We start from the raw sequence: 16,974 nt of genomic DNA, 5'->3' as shown, positions 1-16,974 counted from the left end.
GACGAGCGCCTTGTTGTGGAGGACGAACTCGCGGTGGAGGCGGCCGCCGTCGATCTCGAACTCCCAGTCGCCCGGAACGCCGAGCAGCGCGCCGACGCCGTTGGGCGCGAGCGCCTCGATCGTCTCGAACGCGTGCGGCGCGTAGCCGGTCGCCTCGAAGACGAGGTCCATCGGCTCGTACGCGCCGGGGATCTCGGGGATCGAGGTGTCGTTGGAGTTCACGTACGTCGCCCCCAGCGACTCGATGATGTCGATCGTCGGGTCGGGTCGCTCGCGCCGCCCGAGACAGTAGGTCCGGTCGAACTCCTCGTCGAGGGTCGCGACCGTCAGTAGACCGAGCGACCCGTTGCCCAGCACGAGCGCCGACTCGGGATCCCAGCCGAACGCCGACCGGCTGGCGTAGGCGTGTTCGATCGCCTTCTCCGCGATCGACACCGGCTCGACGAGGAAGCCCCACTCGGCGAGCGCCTGCGGGATCTCGACTAAGAACTCCGCGGGGCTGGTGAAGTACTCCGCCATGAAGCCGTGCGCGCCGACGATGCCGCGCTCGTGGTACTCCCCCTCCGGCGCCATGTCGAGCTCGCCGCGGGCGAAGTACTCGTTCGCGCCGTTCGGCGGTCGGCGGACCGTGGGGACGACGACATCGCCGACCTCGAACGGCGTGTCGTTCGGCTCCTCGATCACGCCGACGGCCTCGTGACCCAACACGAGGTGGTCCTCGCCCGCGGGCGCCCCGCCGTGTCCGCCGGCGATGACCTCGTGGTCGGTCCCGTCGACGCCGACCCGGAGCGTCCGAACCAGCGCCTCGCCGGGCGCGGGCTCCGGTCGCGGTCTCTCTGTCACGACCGGTTCGTCGGCTCCCTCGTAGACGGCAATCGCGTCCATACCACGACCCAAGCGGTCGGCCCTCAAAAGATTTCTTTTATTTCGAGTAAACGCGTGTGGGGACTCCACCGTGGAGTTTTCACCCGGTCGGCCGTACTCGCTGGCGTGTGTACACTGACTCTGGCGTGGCGGACGTTCGGCGACGCCCCCGTCGCGCTCGCCGCCACCCGCGACGAGGCGCACGACCGCCCGAGCGAACCGCCGGCGGTGCGCGGCGGCGGTGACGGCGGGGACGACGAGAGCGGCGGCGACGGCGATTCCCGCGAGGGCGTCCGGTACGTGGCTCCGCGCGACGCCGAGGCCGGCGGCACGTGGATCGGCCTCTCGGAGCGCGGCCTCGTCGTCGCGGTCACGAACCGGTGGACGGACGCGGAGCGCGAGGGCGAGCGCTCCCGGGGACTCCTCGTCCGCGACTGCCTGACGGCCGACTCAGCCGAGGCGGCGGTCCGGGCGGTCGAGCGCGAACTCGACGAGCGCGCGTACGCCGGGTTCAACCTCGTCTTGGCCGACGCCCGGGGCGCGTTCCTGCTCGCGTACGACGGCGGGCTCGCCGTGACCAGACTGGACCCGGGCGTCCACGTCGTCGGGAACGTCGGCGGCGTGATCGACGGGGGCGAGCGGTTCGCGATCCCCGAGCGACGGGCGGAGTTCGGTGCCGAGCGCGCTGACAGCGCCAGGCGGATCGCGGCGGCGCTCGTCCCGGAACCGGGGGAGTCGGGCGCGTCGTGGCTCGACCGCGCGAGCGGCCTCCTCGCGGACCACGAGTACGGCGCGTGCCTCCACGGCGACGGCTTCGGAACGCGGTCGTTCACGCGGATCCGGACCGGCGACGACCCCGCCGTCGCGCACGCCGACGGACCGCCCTGCGAGACGGCCGCGGAACGCGTTCCCCTCCCCGAGGAGTTCGCGATCGACGGCGTCTAAACCGGGCGATCGGTCTGCCGAGCGCCGGCGGTCGTCCCCGGTGAGGCCGCGCTCTCGCGGCGGCTCGACGTCCGCCCGGAAAGCCAGTTTTAAGCGATTCGGGAGGCGTGAGAGAGTATGAGCGCGTCCGAAATCGAGTCCGACCTGTCGGCGGACGAGCGGGCCGGCCTCGAACTCATCCGCGAGACCGGCGGCATCCACCAGAGCGACTTCTGGAAGAAGCTCGACGTCTCGTCGCGGAAGGGGAGCCGCATCGCCGAAGCGTTGGAGGAGTCGGGGCTCATCCAGCGGTCCGACACCGTCTACGACGGCCACAACACCTACTACTTGGAGCCCGCCCCGCGCGACCTAGACTTCTCGCTGCTGATGGCGGGCGATATGCTCTCGCCGTTCATCGGCGAAGAGGAGGTCGACGCGCAGGCGGACGCCTTCTCGCAGTGGATGATGAACCTCGCGTACGAGGAGTACTGACCGCCGTCGACCGACACGGCTCGCACCGCTCCGATTCGTCCGTTCCTCGCTTTTATCCGCGTCCGCGAACCGCCACAGCCCGGTCATTTTCTCCGGTCGAGTCGGGACCGGTCCCACGTGAAGCGCGCCCTCCCGCTCGCGGTCGGCGGCGGGCTCTTCGGCCCGAGCGTCGCCCCGGTCCCGTTCGCGCACGGGGCGGAAAGAGGCGACGCGGCCGCGTTCGGCTTCGCGATCGCGCTCCTCGGCAGGGTGGCGTTCCTCACGCTCAGCGAGCAGGGCAGACGCGTCGACGAGCGAGCGGCCTAGCGCCGGCAGAGACCGGACCGGAGCGCCGCGCCGCCGCTCCGGTCAGACCAGCAGGAACGCGAACAGCGCGACCCCGGCCGCGAGCGTCAGGAACAGCACGCTCCGGCCGATGCCGGCCCGGATCTCGACGTCGACCCCGGCGCGGGAGAGCGTCTCGCGCGGGTCGCTCGCGGTCCGCATCGTCGCGCCCGCGAGCGCCATCGTCGCGCGGTCGACGGCGGCCCACAGCTCCGTGACGCCCCACACCGAGCCGCGCCCGAGGTAGAACGCGCCCGGGAAGAGGACGGCGTCGACGTCGGGCATCCGGTGTGCGAGCCAAGCGAGCGGGCGTTTCAGCGAGAAGAAGCCGACGAAGCCGGCGACCAGCAGCGCCGCGCTCTCGGTCAAGTGGCTCTGACTGTACGGCTTGAAGTACACCTCGTCGCTGAGGATCAAGTCCGTGAACGGCATCAGCTCGATCAGCTGGGTGTAGAAGACGCCGAAGAAGACGCACGCGCCCGCGGCCAACACCATGCCGCCCGTCTGGAACGCGGTGGCGTCGTCCGGCGTCAGCGTCGCCGACCCGTGGAAGAACACGTAGTAACCGAGCTTGATGAACGACATGAACGTCCCCACGCCGCCGAGGACGAGCAGCCACCAGAGCAGCCCGCTGTCCAGCAGCAGGACGTAGTTGTGGACCTCGTGAGCGGAGTCGAGCACCATCCCCTTCGAAATGAACCCGTTGAACCCGGGAACCGCCGTAATCGAGGCCGCACCGACGAGGTAGACGACGAACGTGACCGGCATCACGCGCCAGAGGCCGCCCATCTCGCGGATGTCCTCGACGCCGGTCCGGTAGACGACGACGCCGACGGCCATGAACAGGAGGCTCTTGTAGAGGACGTTGTTGAACAGGTGCGCGAAGCCGCCGACGACGGCGAACTCGCCGACAGCCGTGGCGAGGCCGAACCCGGCGAGCATGTAGCCGAGCTGCGCCTGGATGTGGTACGACAGCAGCCGCCGCGGGTCGTACTGGAGCAGCGCGAAGAACGCGCCGTAGACGGCCATGAACCCGCCGAGGTACGCGAGCCACATGCCGCCCTCGGGGAAGGCGCGATACATCACGTAGGCGGCGGTCTTCGTGGTGAACACCGAGAGGAACACCGACGCCGCGACGTGCGGGCGCGGGTAGGTGTCCGGCAGCCAGGAGTGTAGGAAGATGAACCCGCAGTTGATCCCGATGCCGACCGCCGCGAGGGCCGTCGCGGCCGGATGGATCCCGGTCGTCGCCGAGAACAGGAAGGTCCCGACGTTCGCGAAGTGGACGACGACGGCCGCGAGCAGGATGGTCCCGCCGGTCCCGTGGAACAGCGCGTAGCGGTAGCCGGCCCGGACCGCCTTCCCGCCGTGCTGCCAGACGAGCAGCGTCGAGGTGACGGCCATCAGCTCCCAGAAGAAGATCAGGGTGAGCCAGTCGCCGGCGTAGATGGTCCCCACGGTCGTGGCGACGTAGGTCAGCGCGAACGCGGTCACCCACGTCGGCGCGTCGCTGCCGTAGGCGTACAGCACCGCGGCCGTGGCGAGGAACCCGACGACGACCCCCATCAGCAGCGAGAACTGGTCGACGTTGAAGAACACGACGTCGAAGCCGAGGAACGTCGTCGCGAGGTGCGCGCCAGTCCCGCCGTCGCCGAGCAGCACCGCCTGAGCGAAGGTGAACGCCGGCGCCAGGGCGGCGACCGCGTGCCCCGCCCGCCGCGGCAGCGCCAGCACCGCGAGCGCCGCGAACGCGATCAGGACGTACGGCGGTATCGAGGTGAGAAGGTCCGTGGGCACCGTCACGGGCGCACCACCCCCTCGGGGAGCCGCGTGTCGACGATGAGCTCGATCAGCTCCAAGAAGCCCATCTCGTAGGGGATCACGCCGAGCAGCACCGCGAGCGTCATCGCGGTGAGGATCGGCCCGAGCGTGAACCACGTCGACTCGCGCCCGCGGAGCGCGTCGAGGCCGGCGATGTGCTCCCAACCGCCCGCCGGCGGGCCGCCGTGGTGATGGTCGTCGTGGGCGTCGCCATGGTCGTCGTGGGAGACGGGTTCGCCGTCGCCGTGAGCGTCGGCAGCGTCGGTCGCGCTCCCGTCGGACGGGTCCCCGCGCCCGGGACCGAACGGCACGTCCGCGTCGGACGGCCGCTGGTCGACCGCGTAATCGCCCGTGTCCACCCGCTCGGCCGGCTCCGAGAAGTCGCGCTCGCTCGCCGCGAAGTCCGGCCGGACGACGCCCTCCTCGTCGGTCGGCAGGTCGTCGAGGTCGGCGTCCGGGATCTCGGACTCGTCGACCCCGTCGGCGTCGGACGGCGCGTCGTCCGCGTCTCCCGCGTCCGCGACGATGTCGTCGACATCCTCGGCCGACTCCCCGTCACCGTCGCCGCCGTCGTCTGCGCGGCCCCCGTCCGTCGCCGCGTGGTCACCTTCGCGACCCCCGTCGGTCGCCGCCGCGATCGACCGCGACTCGCCGCCGAGCGGGAAGTCGACGAGCGGCTTCGCGTCGTGGGCGTCCTCCGCCTCGAAGAAGGCGGTGTAGATTACCGGCCAGAAGTAGGCGATGTTGAGCACGCCGGAGAGGAGAAGCGCGCCGGCGAGGTAGTAGGCGACCGGGGTGAAGTTCATCCCCATCCGCACCCCGCCGATCAGCATGTAGTACTTGCTGACGAACCCGGCGAGCAGCGGGATTCCCGCCATACCGAGCGAGGCCACGGTGAACGCGCCCATCGTCAGGGGCATCCGCTTGCCGATCCCCGCCATCTGTGAGATGTAGTCCGTGTGGGTCGAGACGTGGATGTTGCCCGCACAGAAGAACAGGGTGAGCTTCATGAACGCGTGCGCCGGGATGTGGAGCAGCGCCCCCACGAGCCCGTACCAGCCGAACAGCCCGAGTCCGAGGATGATGTAGCTCAGCTGGCTTATAGTCGAGTAGGCGAGCCGGCGCTTCAGGTGGTCCTTCCGCAGTGCGATGAGCGAGGCCGCGGTCAGCGTGACCGCCCCGATGGTCGAGAGGACGAGGCCGGCGGTGAAGCCGAACGGAAGCGAGAGGTCGAAGACGAGTTCGGGACCGAACACGTCGAGGACGACCCGCGCGACGCCGAACGCGCCGGACTTGACGACGGCGACCGCGTGGAGCAGGCCGGAGACCGGCGTCGGAGCGACCATCGCCTCGGGGAGCCACTGGTGGAGCGGCATGATGCCGGCCTTCACGCCGAACCCGATCGCGAGCAGGAAGAAGGCGAGCATCGCCAGCCCGGGGTCGGCGTTCGCGAGTTCCGCGATCCCGCCCGCGGTGAAGTCGACGGTGCCGGCGAGCAGGTAGACGAGCACGGTGCCCGCCAAGACGAGCACGCCGCCGCCGAACATCGTGTACGCGAGGTACTTCCGGCCGGCCGAGCGCGCCTCGGCCGTCTCGTCGTGCGCGACGAGCGGGTACGTCGCTATCGACAGCAGCTCGTAGAAGACGAAGATCGTCACGAGGTTGCCCGCGAAGGCGATCCCCATCGTCGCGGCCAGAGACACCGCGAACGCCGCGAAGTACCGGGTCTGGTTCGGCTCGTCGAGCCCGCGCATGTAGCCGATGCTGTAGAAGGAGGTGACGATCCACAGCCCGCTCGCGAGGAACGCGAACAGCATGCCGAGGGCGTCGGCGCGCAGGGCGAACTCGATCGGCGCGCCGATGCCGGGGAGGAACGCCCCGAGCGACCACTCGAACACCGCGCCGTCGAGGACCGCCGGCAGCATCGACGCGACGATCCCGAACTTCGCGAGCGACGCGACGAGCGTCCACCCCTCGCGGACGTTCGGCGATCGATACGACGCGACGATGAGGACCGCCGCGACGAACGAGACGAGAACCGCGAGCAGGGGTCGTGGGTCTTGGAGTACGACGTCAGTCATGCGAACACCTCGGTGAGGAACGGGCCGAACCACTCCGCGAGCGCGAAGCCGCCGAAGCCGAGCGCGACCGTCGCCAGCGCCGCCAGCCCGAGCGCGAGCAGCGGGGCCGTCGGCACGCGGTCGGGGACGATCGACGACCGCGGAGCGCCCTCGACGGGCGCGGGGAGGCCGTCGGCGGTCCTCGCGGGCGACCGCTCGCCCCCGTCGGCGGCCGCGTCGTCACCTGCGCGGCCCCCGTCGGCGACCGCGTCGTTCGCCGAGCCGCTCCCCGCGTCGCCGTGGTCGCCGGGAAGGCCCCCGCCGGCGAAGTAGAACCGCTCTATCAGCCGCGCGACGTACGACAGTGTGAACAGCGTGCTGACGAATATCGCCGCCGCGACCGCGATCCCGATCGCGCCGCCGCCGGCGAGGCCGGCGTCGACCGCGCCGACGCCGATGTACCACTTCCCGAGGAAGCCTATCGAGGGCGGGATCCCAACGAGACCGAGGCCGAGAACCGCGAGCGCCCCGGACGTGTACGGGGCCGCGCGGGCGGCGCTCGCGAGGTCGCCGATCTCCCGGCTCCCGTAGCCCAGCGCGAGCAGCCCGATCCCGAGGAACAGGCCGAACTTCATCACGCCGTGCCCGACGAGGTGGACGATCCCGCCGAGCAGCGCCGTCTCGTTCGCGAGCGCGACCGCCGCACCGATCATGCCGAACTGCGCGACCGACGAGTACGCGAACATCCGCTTGAGGTTCGACTGCATCGCGGCGAGCACCGACCCCGCGAGTATCGAGACCGTCGAGACGACGAGCAGGGCGGTCGCGATCCCCTCGTTGGCCGCGAGGAACTCGACCGTGAACACGGTGTAGGTCACGCGGATCAGCGCGTACGCGCTCGTCGTCGACACCAGCGCCGCGACGATCGTCGTGACAGAGTCCGGCGCGCGCTGGTAGGCGTCCGGCTGCCAGGAGTGGACCGGGAACAGGGCGATCTTCAGCGCCAGCCCCGCCACGATGAACGCGTAGCTCGCGCGGACGAGCGGGTCGGCGTACCCCGCCTGCGCGACGATCTGCGCCTGGAGGTCGAGCATGTTCAGCGTCCCCGTCGCGAGGAAGGCGTAGCCGACGCCGAGCAGGTACAGCGAGGCCCCGACGGTGCCGACGACGAGGTACTTCAGCGAGGCGTACGCGCTCGCTCCCGACCGGTCCGAGGCGATGAGCGCGTACGTCGTCAGCCCGGTGATCTCCAGGAACACGAACAGGTTGAACATGTCGCCGGTGAGCGTCATCCCGACGAGGCCGCCGACCAGCAGGAGGTACGCGCTGTAGAACGGGTTCCCGCGGGGGCCGGCGACCCGCGCGAACGCGAGCGTCGCGACCGAGACCGCGGCGACGAGCAGTAGCACCGCCACCGACAGCCGGTCGGCGACGAGCTCGATCCCGACCGGGGGGAGGAAGCCGCCGAGCGCGTGGGCGAACGGACCGTTCAGCACCACTTCCGCGGCGATCGCGGCCGCGATGCCGGCCACGGCCGTCGTGCCGACCGCGGCGATCGGCCAGCCGACCCGGTCGTACCGGAGCCCGAGCGCCAGCGGCAGGGTGGCCGCCACGATCGGAACGACCACCGCGAGCGGCAGGAGGACGTCAGTCATCGGCTTCACCCCCCGAATCGGACGCGCCGGACGCTCCGTCGACCCGGGACGCCTCGGCCGAGCGGCGCGCGGGGATCGACCCCTCGTCGCGGAGCAGTTCGCGGAGGGTGTCCGTCCGCAGCGTCCCGTACTCGTCGTAGATCCGGATGCACAGCGCGAGCCCGACCGCGGTGAGGCTCACGCCGACGACGATGGCGGTGAGAACGAGCACGTGCGGCAGCGGGCTGACGTAGAGGCCGCCCTCCGGGCCGCCGGTGGGCACGGTCGGGATCGCCCCGCCGTCGACGTACGCCGAGGCGATGAACAGCAGGAAGATCGCCGTCTGGAACAGGTTGAGTCCGATGATCTTCTTCACGAGGTTCGGGTTCGCTATCATCATGTACAGTCCGATGCTCAAAAGCAGCGCGAACGCGACGTAGGCGTGCCTCGTCGCGAGGATATTCACCGCACCGCCCGTCGAGGCGAGCGCGGCCGCGGCTCCGGAGCCGCCGATCGCGTCGGCGAGCGCACCGGCGAGCGCTGCCATCAGCGCTCACCTCCGTCGGTCGCCGCCGGGCCGGAGGCGTCCGAGCCGGTCCGTCCGTCGTCGGTCACGCCCGGGGGCGGCGCGGCCGCGCCGCCGTCGCTCTCGGGGTCGTCGCCGTCGCCCCCGGGCCCGTCGCCGACCTCGTCGCCGAAGGCGTCCGCGTCGGCGAACCCTCCCGCGTCGCTGAACCCCTTCGCGAGGACGAAGAACAGCCCCATCAGGACGCCGGCGACGATGGTGCCGATCCCGAGGATCTCGACGCCCTCCATCCCGTACTTGACCGGGTCGGGGATCGGGAGCAGTTCGTACTGGAGGAACGCGCCGCCGAGCGCGACCGGGACCAGCCCGATGCCGGCGAACACGAGCGCGCCGCCGACCGCCAGCGCGACGACGACGGTGTTCGCGAGCCACTGTCGGGTGGCCTCGATGCCGAACGCGAACGCGATCATGAACACGACCGCGGCCACGATCGCGCCGCCCTGGAACCCGCCGCCGGGCGACCCGGCCCCGTGGAAGGTGACGAACAGCCCGTAGGTGAACGCGAAGGGCGCAACGATCTTCACCGTCGGCATGATGACCTGGCTCTCCGTGTACGGGGTTCCCTGTCGGCGGTCCGAGTCGAGGCGGCCGTCGCTGCGCGGCGGGCGGTCGCGGCCGAAGCCGCCGCCGGGACCGCCCTCTGCGTCCGCGTCGACGCCGGAGTCGGAGCCGCTCATGCGAACACCTCCCTGTGGAGGACGATGAGGGCGGCGATCCCGGCCGCGAACACGACGACGGCCTCGCCGAACGTGTCGAACCCGCGGAACGCCGCCAGCACGGCCATCACGGTGTTCTCGACGTGCGTCTCCGCGTACGTCTCCGCGATGTACCACTGGGTCACGTCCGGGTTCGACCAGATCGGCGCGTCGGCGGAGCCCACGGCGGGGATATCGCCCATCGTGAGCATGAGGCCGCCGAACAGCAGGCCCGCCGCGCCCGCCGCGGGCAGGTTCACCGACTCGAAGGCGGCCTCGTGGTCGAGCCGCGTCGTCTTCGCGAGCGTGAGGAGCAGGAGGACGGTCGTCACGCCGGCGGAGATGGCGGCCTCCGTCATCGCCACGTCCGGCGCGCGGTAGAACGTGTACAGCGCGGCCATCCCGAGGCTGTACGCGCCGAAGATGATCACCGCCGCGAGCACGTCGCGCGCCAGGGCGGTGAACAGCGCGGTCAACACCACGAAGGCGAACAGGCTCGCCTCGATGGCGGTGACCTGCGCGACCACCGGCGCGCCGGCGGGGGCGAGCGACGCGAGCGCCCCCGTCATCGGCGATCGTCCCCGTTGGTCCACGGCACGATTCCCTCCTCGAAGGCGGCCCGGGCGATGGCGTGGGCCGCCGTCGGGTTCGTCACGAAGATGAAGAACAACAGGAGGACCGACTTGAAGCCGGCCCCCGCCAGCCCGACGGTGAGCGCGACCGCCGCGAGCCCGAAGCCGGCACCCAGTGTGTCGGCCTGCGAGGCCGTGTGCGCCCGCGAGTAGACGTCCGGCAGGCGGATCACGCCCGTCATCGAGACGAACGAGAAGAACAGCCCGAGCAGCGTGAGCGCGACCACGAGCCACACCCGGGCCGTCTCCATCGCCGCGGCGGTCACAGCACACCACCCCGCTCGACGGTGAACTTCGAGATGGCGATGGCCATCAGGAAGTTGAGGAGCGCGTACACTAAGGCGATGTCGAGGAACGTCGGCTCGCCGAGGGCCGCGCCCAGGATGGCGAGGATGACGACGGTGTTCGTCCCGAGGACGTTCACCGCCAGCACCCGGTCTTGCATCGTCGGTCCGACGACCGCGCGGTAGAGCATGCCGACCGCGAGGACGGCGAAGCCGGCTGCCGCGACGAGCAGGAAGTCGCCGAGCGTGACGCCGGACGCGAGCGGGGCGTCGACGAGGCTCACCGGTCGGTCACCCCCTCGGTCGCGTCGCTCGGCTCCGGCGCGTCGGTCGCGTCGGCGTCCCCCGCGTCGGTCGCGTCGGCGTCCCCCGCGTCGGCTGCGGCGACCGCAGCCGCCGCGTCGCTCTCAGCGGCGGGGGCGCCGCCGTCCGCGGCGGCGATCGGCAGCTCCTCGGTGGCGTCGTCGCCCTGAAGGACCGCGACGTCGTCGCGCTCGCGGGGCGTCGGCAGCCGCGCCGACCGGCGGCCGTAGTAGACGAAGCGCGTCCACCGTTCGAGGGAGCCGTCGAACAGCCCCTCGCGGGCCCACGGGACGAGCGAGTGGACGTAGAGGTCGCTGTCGCGGGCGCGGACGGTGAGCGTGCCGGGCGTCAGCGTGATCGAGTTCGCGAGCGTCATCAGCGGGAGGCCGCTGCCGACGATCACGCGCATCCGGTTCATCGTCGGCTCGATCGGGAGCCGCGGGTCGAGGATGACGCGGGCGACGACGAGGTTCGCCTTGACGATCTCGAACAGCAGGACGGGGACGTAGACGAGCCCGCGGAGGATCCGCATCGGGGTCCGCGGAATCGCCGGCGTCGAGTCGAGGCTCACCCGCGAGAGGGTGATCGACACGACCGCGGCGGTCGCGACCCCCGTCACGGCGTCGAACCAGTATGTCGGGTCACCGAGAAGGAGGTAGAACGCCAGAGAGAGCCCGAACAGCGCCACGAAGCGCTTAGTGGTCGCCTCCGTGCGGAACCGCTCGCGGCGCGTCGGTCGGTCGACCGGCGCGGTCTCGACCGACAGCGGCGTGTTCGAGAGCGCGAACTCCAGCGGTTGGAGCAGCGTCGTGTTGCCCACCGGCGTGTACTCCGGGTCGAGGACGACGCGGTCGGCGTCGTTGGCCTCGGCGTACTCCGTGAGGACGCGGACGTAGTCGTCGGCACCGAACAGGTAGTCGTCCGCGCCGATCACCGCCGTGACGACGTCGACGTCCGCGGCGGCGGGCGCTTCGGAGTCGTCGAGGTCGGCCGTCGCCCACGCGGAGACGCGCTCGAGGACGCGCTCGGCCGACGCCGCCCGCTCGTCGCTCTCCGGGTCGCCGTTCCGCCACGAGGCGATCTCGACGAGGTGGACCGCCGGCGAGCCGTCGGCCGCGGCGGTCTCCGCGACGTGCGATATCGTCGACCGGAGCGTGGAGGTCGGCTCGACCGGAACGATGACCGCCCCGGCGGCCGACCCGTTCTGCGCGCGCGAGGCCGTCCCCGCGGCATCCGTCGGGCCGTGCGCGTCAGGGGCGGCGTCGCGAGGTGGAGGGTCGGCGTCAGCCACCCACCACACCTCCCACGGAGCCGTGCGTGACCGTCTCGTGACACATGACTATCTCTACCCAATTGGTAACTCTACCGCCTCAAAACAGTTTGTATCCGCGGGGATCCTGCCGGCGGCAGGCGATACGCCCCGCGCTCCGGAAGCGCCGTGGACGGGTCACGAGAGGGCGGATCGGGGGTCGATCCGCCGGTCGCTCAGACCGACGCGTCGAGCGTCGACGCGAGGCGGTCGGCGATCCGCCCGGCGACCGCGTCCTTCGAGCCGGCGACCTCCTCGGGGTCGACCCCGGGGTCGCCGACGAGCAGGACGCGCGTCTCGTCGTCGCCCATGACGCTCGCGTCGTTCGCGACGACGAACGCCAGCCCGACCCGGTCGCGGATGCGCTCGGCCTCCGCGACCATCGCCGCGTCGTCGCCGGACGTCTCGGCTTTGAACCCGACGATCGGGAGGTCGGGATACGCCTCGCGCACCGAGTCGATGAGCTTCGGCGTCGGCTCCAGTTCGACCGACAGCGGCGAACCGGACCGGATCTTCTCGTCGACGGCGTCGGCGGTGAAATCGGAGATGGCGGCCGCCGACACCAGCGCGTCCGCGGTCGCCGCGGTCCGCCGGCACGCGTCCATCATCTCGTCGGCCGTCTCGACCGCGACCACGTCGGCGTAGGGGACATCGGGACCGTCTTGAACGAGCGTCACCCGCGCGCCCCGGGCGTAGCACGCCCGCGCGACCGCCCGCCCGGTCTTCCCCGAAGCGCGGTTCGTCAGGATCCGGATCGGGTCGATCCGCTCTTTCGTCGCGCCCGCGGTGACGACCACGTGCGCGCCCGAGAGGGTCTGCGGCGTCGTCGCGCGGGCGACCTCCGTGACGACGTCCTCCTCGGTCGCGATCTTCGCTTTCCCCTCCTCGATCCGCGGGTCCGCGAAGCGGACGCCCCACGACTCCAGGCGGTCGAGCGCGTCGAGGACGCCCGGGTGGTCGTACATCGGCTCGTGCATCGCGGGGGCCATCACGACCGGCACGTCCGCCCCGAGCGCGGTGGTCGCGCAGGTGGTGACCGGGGTGTCGTCGACCGCGGCCGCGATCTTCCCCGCGGTGTTCGCGGTCGCGGGCGCGAGCAGCAGCACGTCGGCCCACCCCTCGCGGCCGCACAGCTCCACGTGCTCGACGCTCCCGGTGATCTCCGTGACGACGGGTTCGTCGGTCGCGAAGTCGACCGCCCACGGGTGGACGATGTTCGTCGCCGAGGGGGACATGACGGCGCGGACGCTCGCGCCGTGGCGGCGCAGTTCGTGCGCGAGTTCGACGACCTTCACCGCCGCGATGCTCCCCGAGACCCCGAGCGCGACGTTGACCCCGTCCAGCATTACCGACATCGTTCCGGCCGCGGCGGCTTATAAGGTGTCGTTGCGGCTCCGGTCAGGACCCGTTCGGCTGGTCGCCGTCCTGCGGCGCGGGGAAGTCGGCCGCGGACAGCAGCGCGCTCACCGCGTCGGCCTCCAGCGTTCCCAGTATCCCGGCGGCGGGCCCGCTCACGAGGGCGGCCCCGGCCCGCTCGTTGGCGTCCGCCACCGACAGCCCGTCGACGCCGGCCGCGTACGACTCCAGGTCCTCGACCGCGGCCGAGACGATCTCGGCCTGCGCGTCGAGCAGCTCCGCCTGCGCCTCCTCCTGCGAGAGGTTCCCGTCCTCGACGCGCGTCCCGATCTCTTCTTGGGCGGCTTGGATCTCCGATCGGACGTCGAGCGCGACCGTCGCGCTGGCGCGGTCGCCGTCGGCGTCGCTCTCGCCGCCGCCGTCGGTGCCGTCGTCCGTCTGTCCGGGCGCGTCGCCGTCCGACCCGGCGAGGTCGCCGCAGCCGGCGAGCCCGAGCGTCGATCCCGTCGCCGCGGCCGCCAGCACGCGCCGTCGCGGTGTGTCTATCACGGTCGCGCTCGGCCCTCGGCGCACTTGTCGGTTCCGTATATAAATCCGCGCCGCGGTCGGAGACCGCACTGCTCCGGCTATCGGATCGCACGGACGACTTCAGGGCCGGTCGCCCCGTTCGTCTCGTCCCCGGAGACGCGACGCGGCACACCGTCCGTCAGCGAGTCTCCGCGTCGACCTCGACCGGGGCGGAGTCCGGGCTCAGACCCCGAACGTCGCGCGGAGCATGTCTCGCGTGCCCGGGCCGAGGCCCACCGCCAGGACGGTGATGAGGAGCAGCAGGGTGTACCGCGGCGACTCCTCGAACAGCTCGCCGTTGAACACCCAGACGACGAACGTCGCGGCCGCGAGCTTCACGAGGAGGAACGGCCACGCGTCGCCGGTGGCGGAGACGACCGACGCTGGGAGGAGCCGGCCGGTCCAGTCGACGATCAGCGAGTTCACGACGTGTTTCGGCACGAGGTTCGCGGTGCCGGTCAGCGCGGGCATCCAGTCGAGCCCGATCACGTTCGCGACCCCGTCGACCGCGTGCCCCCAGATGATCACGATCCCCGCCGCGCCGGTCCCCTGCCGGATCGTCGGGATCCGCCGAGTCGCCACCGCCCACGTGATCGCGGCCGTCACGGTCGCGATGACGAGCGTCGGGACGAGCACCTGCGGGTAGAACGTCACGTAGTCGGTCGTGACCGCGAGGTACGCGAGGTAGCCGACCGCGAGCGCGAGCCCCGTCGCGCCCGACGCGAACAGCGGGCGCGCGTAGTCGTCGACGATCCCGCGCCGTTCGAGGCCGTACGCCGCGAGGACGCAGCCGAGCGTGAACAGGAACACCGTGAAGTAGATGAACGGGCTGATCAGGACCGCGCTCGCCGGGAACGGGATCAGCGGTTCGACGCCGGCGGCGGTCGCGGCGACGCCCGCGTCCTCGACCGTCCGCATCGCCCCGCCGAACAGCATGAACGGGAACAGCGCGTAGAAGAACCGGAACTCGGTGGCGATGTCGAGCCGGCGGAGGAGGAAGACCACGCCGATCAGCATCGCCAGCAGGATCACCACGTAGCTCACCGTCGAGAGGGTGGTGTACCCCGGAGCGGCGACGACCTCGCCGGCGCTCCGCGCCGCCTGACACGCCCCGGTGCTGCCGAGCAGCTCCGTGGTGCCGCCCGCCTCGCGGACGGCGCACTGCGCGCCCTCGCCGTCCGCGACCACCGGTCCCCAGAAGTAGCGCCAGAGGAACCGGTCGTAGACGACGCGCGGGAAGACGACCGACCCGATCGCCAAAAGCGCCGTGACCCCCCCGACGACTGCCGCCCACGCGCGCTCCGGGGACAAGTTGAGCCCGTCCGCGACAGCTGTGCTCATGGTCACCGTTCGGAGAGGTCCCGAGTTGAGCGTTCCGGTCCCGGACGGCCGGAGGCCGGCGCGAACGGGCGACCGGAGGCCGACACGACCGAGCGGTCCCGACGACTGTCCCCGCCCCGGGTCGATTTATAACGGCGGTCCGGGCTGCTCGTAGTCGGTGCCGAGGATCACCATCGTCTGCGAGCGCGAGAATCCCTCGGTCTCCGCGATCTGTTCGAACATCAGCTCCCGGAGCCGGTCGGTGTCGGCCGCGACGACGCGGAGGATGACGTCCCACTCGCCGGTGGTGAGGTGTATCTCGCGCACGCCGTCGATTCCCCGGAGCCGTTCGAGCGCGTCCTCCTCGCGGCCCTGTTCGACTCGCAGGCCGACGAAGGCGCCGACGCCGTGACCGACCGCCTTCGGGTCGATGTCGGCGTGGTACCCGCGGATGACGCCCGCCTCTTCGAGGCGGCTGACCCGGTCGTGGACGGTGGCGCTGGACATGTCGATCCGGCGTGCGACCTCCGAGAACGGGGTCCGCGCGTCCTCCTGGAGGATCCGCAGGATCGCCCGGTCCGTCTCGTCGAGTTCCATACTCCCGCTAGGAGCGGCGGAGGCTTTTGCCTTCCGGCGAGGGTTGTGCCCGGACTACGCCCCGTCCCCGTCGGCGAACGACCCCTCGCGGATCGCCGCCTCGGCGGCGTCGAGGGCCGCGTCCGCGTCGAACTCGTCGGCGATCCGCTCCAGTTCGGCTGGCGTCGCGTCCGCGAGGTCGCGCGCGTGAGCGGCGACGTTCGGCACCGCGCGCAGCAGGTTGTCGATTATCGGCACGTCGGCGGTCTGCGGCGAGCGGCTTCCCGGATTGAGATCGATCACGATCTCCGTCTTTCCCATCGCGTCGAGCGCGGCGGCGCGGTCGCCGTCCTCCAGCGGGACCACGACGGCGTCGGCCGCCTCGATCCCGTCGGCGTCGACGACGCCGCGGGCGTGGTCGAGCCCGGGGATCTCGCCGTCGCCGGCGAGCCCCTTCACTTCGTCGGCGCCGTGCTCCCGGAGGTGGTCAGCGATCCGCCGGACGCGCTCGTCGGTGTGGTTGAACAGGTTCACCTCCAAGTCCGCGTCGACCGCCTCCGCGAGGTCGACCGTCTCCGCCGGCGCGAGCGCCGCGACGTTCCCGTTCACCGAGATGACGGGCCGCTCCGCGAGCAGGAGCGTCGCGGCAGCGGCGCGCGCGGCCGCGTCGGCGCTCGGGAGCGTGCGCTCGCCGAGGAGGTAGTCGAACGCCTCGCCGCGCCCCTGTGCGATCAGCCCCTGCTTCGAGGTGATCCCTTGCTCGACGCCCGCCTCGATCCGGTGGCGCGTCACGAGCGACGCGTACCGCGGGTGGTCCTCGGGGATCTCCGTCTCCGTCATACGCGAGCGAGGCGACGCGCCGATTAAAGTGGACCGTTCGCGGCCGCCGCGTGCGGTCGGCGCGTCCACACGCACAACTGTTAACATAAACCATGGCGTAGCTCGGGACGGGATGGACCGCACTGGCAAGTACACTGTCGTCGACGCGTGCAACGACCACGGGGCGATCACGCTCCGCGAGTACCCGCGCAACGGGACGCTGTACGTCGTCGAGTACGACGACCCCGACGTGGAGGCCGAGCTGTCCGCGCTCGACGCCGGCTCGGTCGTCGAACTCGACCTCAGGCGGGCGGGCCGCCGGGGCAACGCGTGGTGCGCGGAGTCCGCGCGACCGGTCGAGACGGCGTAGCGAGCGACCGGTCGGGACGGCGCAGCGCAGTCGGTCCG

19 protein-coding genes are annotated in these 16,974 nt (G+C 71.5%); 4 read left to right on the top strand and 15 right to left on the bottom strand.

What is annotated here, in order from left to right:
- Positions 1–885 (bottom strand): glucose 1-dehydrogenase (locus tag B9G38_RS03060; protein ID WP_086219433.1); only part of this gene is annotated, 885 nt, incomplete at its 3' end.
- A 105-nt stretch (positions 886–990) separates the two neighbouring features.
- Between B9G38_RS03060 and B9G38_RS03055 the strand changes: the two genes are divergently transcribed.
- The 3 genes from B9G38_RS03055 to B9G38_RS03045 all read left to right on the top strand — a co-directional run bounded on the left by B9G38_RS03055 (position 991) and on the right by B9G38_RS03045 (position 2,586).
- Positions 991–1,809: an NRDE family protein gene (locus B9G38_RS03055; RefSeq protein WP_086219432.1), complete on the top strand. Its 819-nt coding sequence runs from the start codon at positions 991–993 to the stop codon at positions 1,807–1,809.
- A 117-nt stretch (positions 1,810–1,926) separates the two neighbouring features.
- Positions 1,927–2,280: a MarR family transcriptional regulator gene (locus tag B9G38_RS03050; RefSeq protein ID WP_006113237.1), complete on the top strand. Its 354-nt coding sequence runs from the start codon at positions 1,927–1,929 to the stop codon at positions 2,278–2,280.
- A 117-nt stretch (positions 2,281–2,397) separates the two neighbouring features.
- Positions 2,398–2,586: a hypothetical protein gene (locus B9G38_RS03045; RefSeq protein ID WP_086219431.1), complete on the top strand. Its 189-nt coding sequence runs from the start codon at positions 2,398–2,400 to the stop codon at positions 2,584–2,586.
- A gap of 42 nt (positions 2,587–2,628) precedes the next feature.
- Here B9G38_RS03045 and B9G38_RS03040 read toward each other — a convergent pair whose 3' ends face one another.
- The 14 genes from B9G38_RS03040 to B9G38_RS02975 form a co-directional block, all read right to left on the bottom strand.
- Positions 2,629–4,407, bottom strand: a complete 1,779-nt coding sequence (locus B9G38_RS03040; protein WP_086219430.1) for a Na(+)/H(+) antiporter subunit D — start codon at positions 4,405–4,407, stop codon at positions 2,629–2,631.
- Positions 4,404–6,506: a cation:proton antiporter gene (locus tag B9G38_RS03035; protein WP_086219429.1), complete on the bottom strand. Its 2,103-nt coding sequence runs from the start codon at positions 6,504–6,506 to the stop codon at positions 4,404–4,406. Before B9G38_RS03035 ends, B9G38_RS03040 begins: the two co-directional genes overlap by 4 nt.
- Positions 6,503–8,140, bottom strand: a complete 1,638-nt coding sequence (locus B9G38_RS03030; protein WP_086219428.1) for a proton-conducting transporter membrane subunit — start codon at positions 8,138–8,140, stop codon at positions 6,503–6,505. The genes B9G38_RS03035 and B9G38_RS03030 overlap by 4 nt, the downstream gene beginning before the upstream one ends.
- Entirely contained in the window at positions 8,133–8,666 is a 534-nt protein-coding gene (locus B9G38_RS03025) for a cation:proton antiporter subunit C (protein WP_086219427.1), read from the bottom strand. Before B9G38_RS03025 ends, B9G38_RS03030 begins: the two co-directional genes overlap by 8 nt.
- Entirely contained in the window at positions 8,666–9,382 is a 717-nt protein-coding gene (locus B9G38_RS03020) for an MnhB domain-containing protein (RefSeq protein ID WP_086219426.1), read from the bottom strand. Before B9G38_RS03020 ends, B9G38_RS03025 begins: the two co-directional genes overlap by 1 nt.
- Positions 9,379–9,969, bottom strand: coding sequence for a DUF4040 domain-containing protein (locus tag B9G38_RS03015; protein ID WP_086219425.1), 591 nt, complete (start codon positions 9,967–9,969; stop codon positions 9,379–9,381). The genes B9G38_RS03020 and B9G38_RS03015 overlap by 4 nt, the downstream gene beginning before the upstream one ends.
- On the bottom strand, positions 9,966–10,298 hold the full coding sequence (gene mnhG / locus B9G38_RS03010; protein WP_006113224.1) for a monovalent cation/H(+) antiporter subunit G: 333 nt from the start codon (positions 10,296–10,298) through the stop codon (positions 9,966–9,968). The genes B9G38_RS03015 and mnhG overlap by 4 nt, the downstream gene beginning before the upstream one ends.
- On the bottom strand, positions 10,295–10,600 hold the full coding sequence (locus tag B9G38_RS03005; protein WP_086219424.1) for a cation:proton antiporter: 306 nt from the start codon (positions 10,598–10,600) through the stop codon (positions 10,295–10,297). Before B9G38_RS03005 ends, mnhG begins: the two co-directional genes overlap by 4 nt.
- Complete coding sequence (locus B9G38_RS03000; RefSeq protein ID WP_086219423.1) at positions 10,597–11,910, bottom strand: monovalent cation/H+ antiporter subunit E; 1,314 nt, start codon at positions 11,908–11,910, stop codon at positions 10,597–10,599. The genes B9G38_RS03005 and B9G38_RS03000 overlap by 4 nt, the downstream gene beginning before the upstream one ends.
- Positions 11,911–12,104: 194 nt before the next feature.
- The gene (gene coaBC / locus B9G38_RS02995; protein WP_086219422.1) at positions 12,105–13,274 is read right to left on the bottom strand and encodes a bifunctional phosphopantothenoylcysteine decarboxylase/phosphopantothenate--cysteine ligase CoaBC; all 1,170 of its coding nucleotides are present in this window, start codon (positions 13,272–13,274) and stop codon (positions 12,105–12,107) included.
- A 52-nt stretch (positions 13,275–13,326) separates the two neighbouring features.
- Positions 13,327–13,833 carry a hypothetical protein gene (locus B9G38_RS02990; protein ID WP_233127152.1) on the bottom strand — a complete coding sequence of 169 codons (507 nt, stop codon included), beginning with the start codon at positions 13,831–13,833 and terminating at the stop codon, positions 13,327–13,329.
- Positions 13,834–14,034: 201 nt separating this feature from the next.
- Positions 14,035–15,192: a DUF63 family protein gene (locus B9G38_RS02985; protein ID WP_086219421.1), complete on the bottom strand. Its 1,158-nt coding sequence runs from the start codon at positions 15,190–15,192 to the stop codon at positions 14,035–14,037.
- Between the two features lie 126 nt (positions 15,193–15,318).
- Positions 15,319–15,768 carry an Lrp/AsnC family transcriptional regulator gene (locus B9G38_RS02980; RefSeq protein ID WP_086219420.1) on the bottom strand — a complete coding sequence of 150 codons (450 nt, stop codon included), beginning with the start codon at positions 15,766–15,768 and terminating at the stop codon, positions 15,319–15,321.
- Positions 15,769–15,822: 54 nt separating this feature from the next.
- The gene (locus tag B9G38_RS02975; protein WP_086216481.1) at positions 15,823–16,587 is read right to left on the bottom strand and encodes a phosphopantothenate/pantothenate synthetase; all 765 of its coding nucleotides are present in this window, start codon (positions 16,585–16,587) and stop codon (positions 15,823–15,825) included.
- Between the two features lie 112 nt (positions 16,588–16,699).
- On the opposite strand from B9G38_RS02975, the gene B9G38_RS02970 reads away from it, so the two are divergent.
- Positions 16,700–16,936: a hypothetical protein gene (locus tag B9G38_RS02970; RefSeq protein WP_049930038.1), complete on the top strand. Its 237-nt coding sequence runs from the start codon at positions 16,700–16,702 to the stop codon at positions 16,934–16,936.
- The last annotated feature ends 38 nt before the right edge of the window (positions 16,937–16,974 follow it).

It is taken from the genome of Halorubrum sp. SD612 (assembly GCF_002135005.1).
Note: the sequence above shows the minus strand (reverse complement) of the source record. Positions and strands in the feature narration are given on the sequence as shown.

What these genes read in the sequence shown, in the direction of transcription:
- B9G38_RS03050 (WP_006113237.1), top strand. Translation starts at nt 1,927, where the DNA reads ATGAGCGCGTCCGAAATCGAGTCCGACCTGTCGGCGGACGAGCGGGCC.
- B9G38_RS03035 (WP_086219429.1), bottom strand. Translation starts at nt 6,506, where the DNA reads ATGACTGACGTCGTACTCCAAGACCCACGACCCCTGCTCGCGGTTCTC.
- B9G38_RS03030 (WP_086219428.1), bottom strand. Translation starts at nt 8,140, where the DNA reads ATGACTGACGTCCTCCTGCCGCTCGCGGTGGTCGTTCCGATCGTGGCG.
- B9G38_RS03025 (WP_086219427.1), bottom strand. Translation starts at nt 8,666, where the DNA reads ATGGCAGCGCTCGCCGGTGCGCTCGCCGACGCGATCGGCGGCTCCGGA.
- B9G38_RS03020 (WP_086219426.1), bottom strand. Translation starts at nt 9,382, where the DNA reads ATGAGCGGCTCCGACTCCGGCGTCGACGCGGACGCAGAGGGCGGTCCC.
- B9G38_RS03015 (WP_086219425.1), bottom strand. Translation starts at nt 9,969, where the DNA reads ATGACGGGGGCGCTCGCGTCGCTCGCCCCCGCCGGCGCGCCGGTGGTC.
- coaBC (WP_086219422.1), bottom strand. Translation starts at nt 13,274, where the DNA reads ATGCTGGACGGGGTCAACGTCGCGCTCGGGGTCTCGGGGAGCATCGCG.
- B9G38_RS02985 (WP_086219421.1), bottom strand. Translation starts at nt 15,192, where the DNA reads ATGAGCACAGCTGTCGCGGACGGGCTCAACTTGTCCCCGGAGCGCGCG.
- B9G38_RS02980 (WP_086219420.1), bottom strand. Translation starts at nt 15,768, where the DNA reads ATGGAACTCGACGAGACGGACCGGGCGATCCTGCGGATCCTCCAGGAG.
- B9G38_RS02975 (WP_086216481.1), bottom strand. Translation starts at nt 16,587, where the DNA reads ATGACGGAGACGGAGATCCCCGAGGACCACCCGCGGTACGCGTCGCTC.
- B9G38_RS02970 (WP_049930038.1), top strand. Translation starts at nt 16,700, where the DNA reads ATGGACCGCACTGGCAAGTACACTGTCGTCGACGCGTGCAACGACCAC.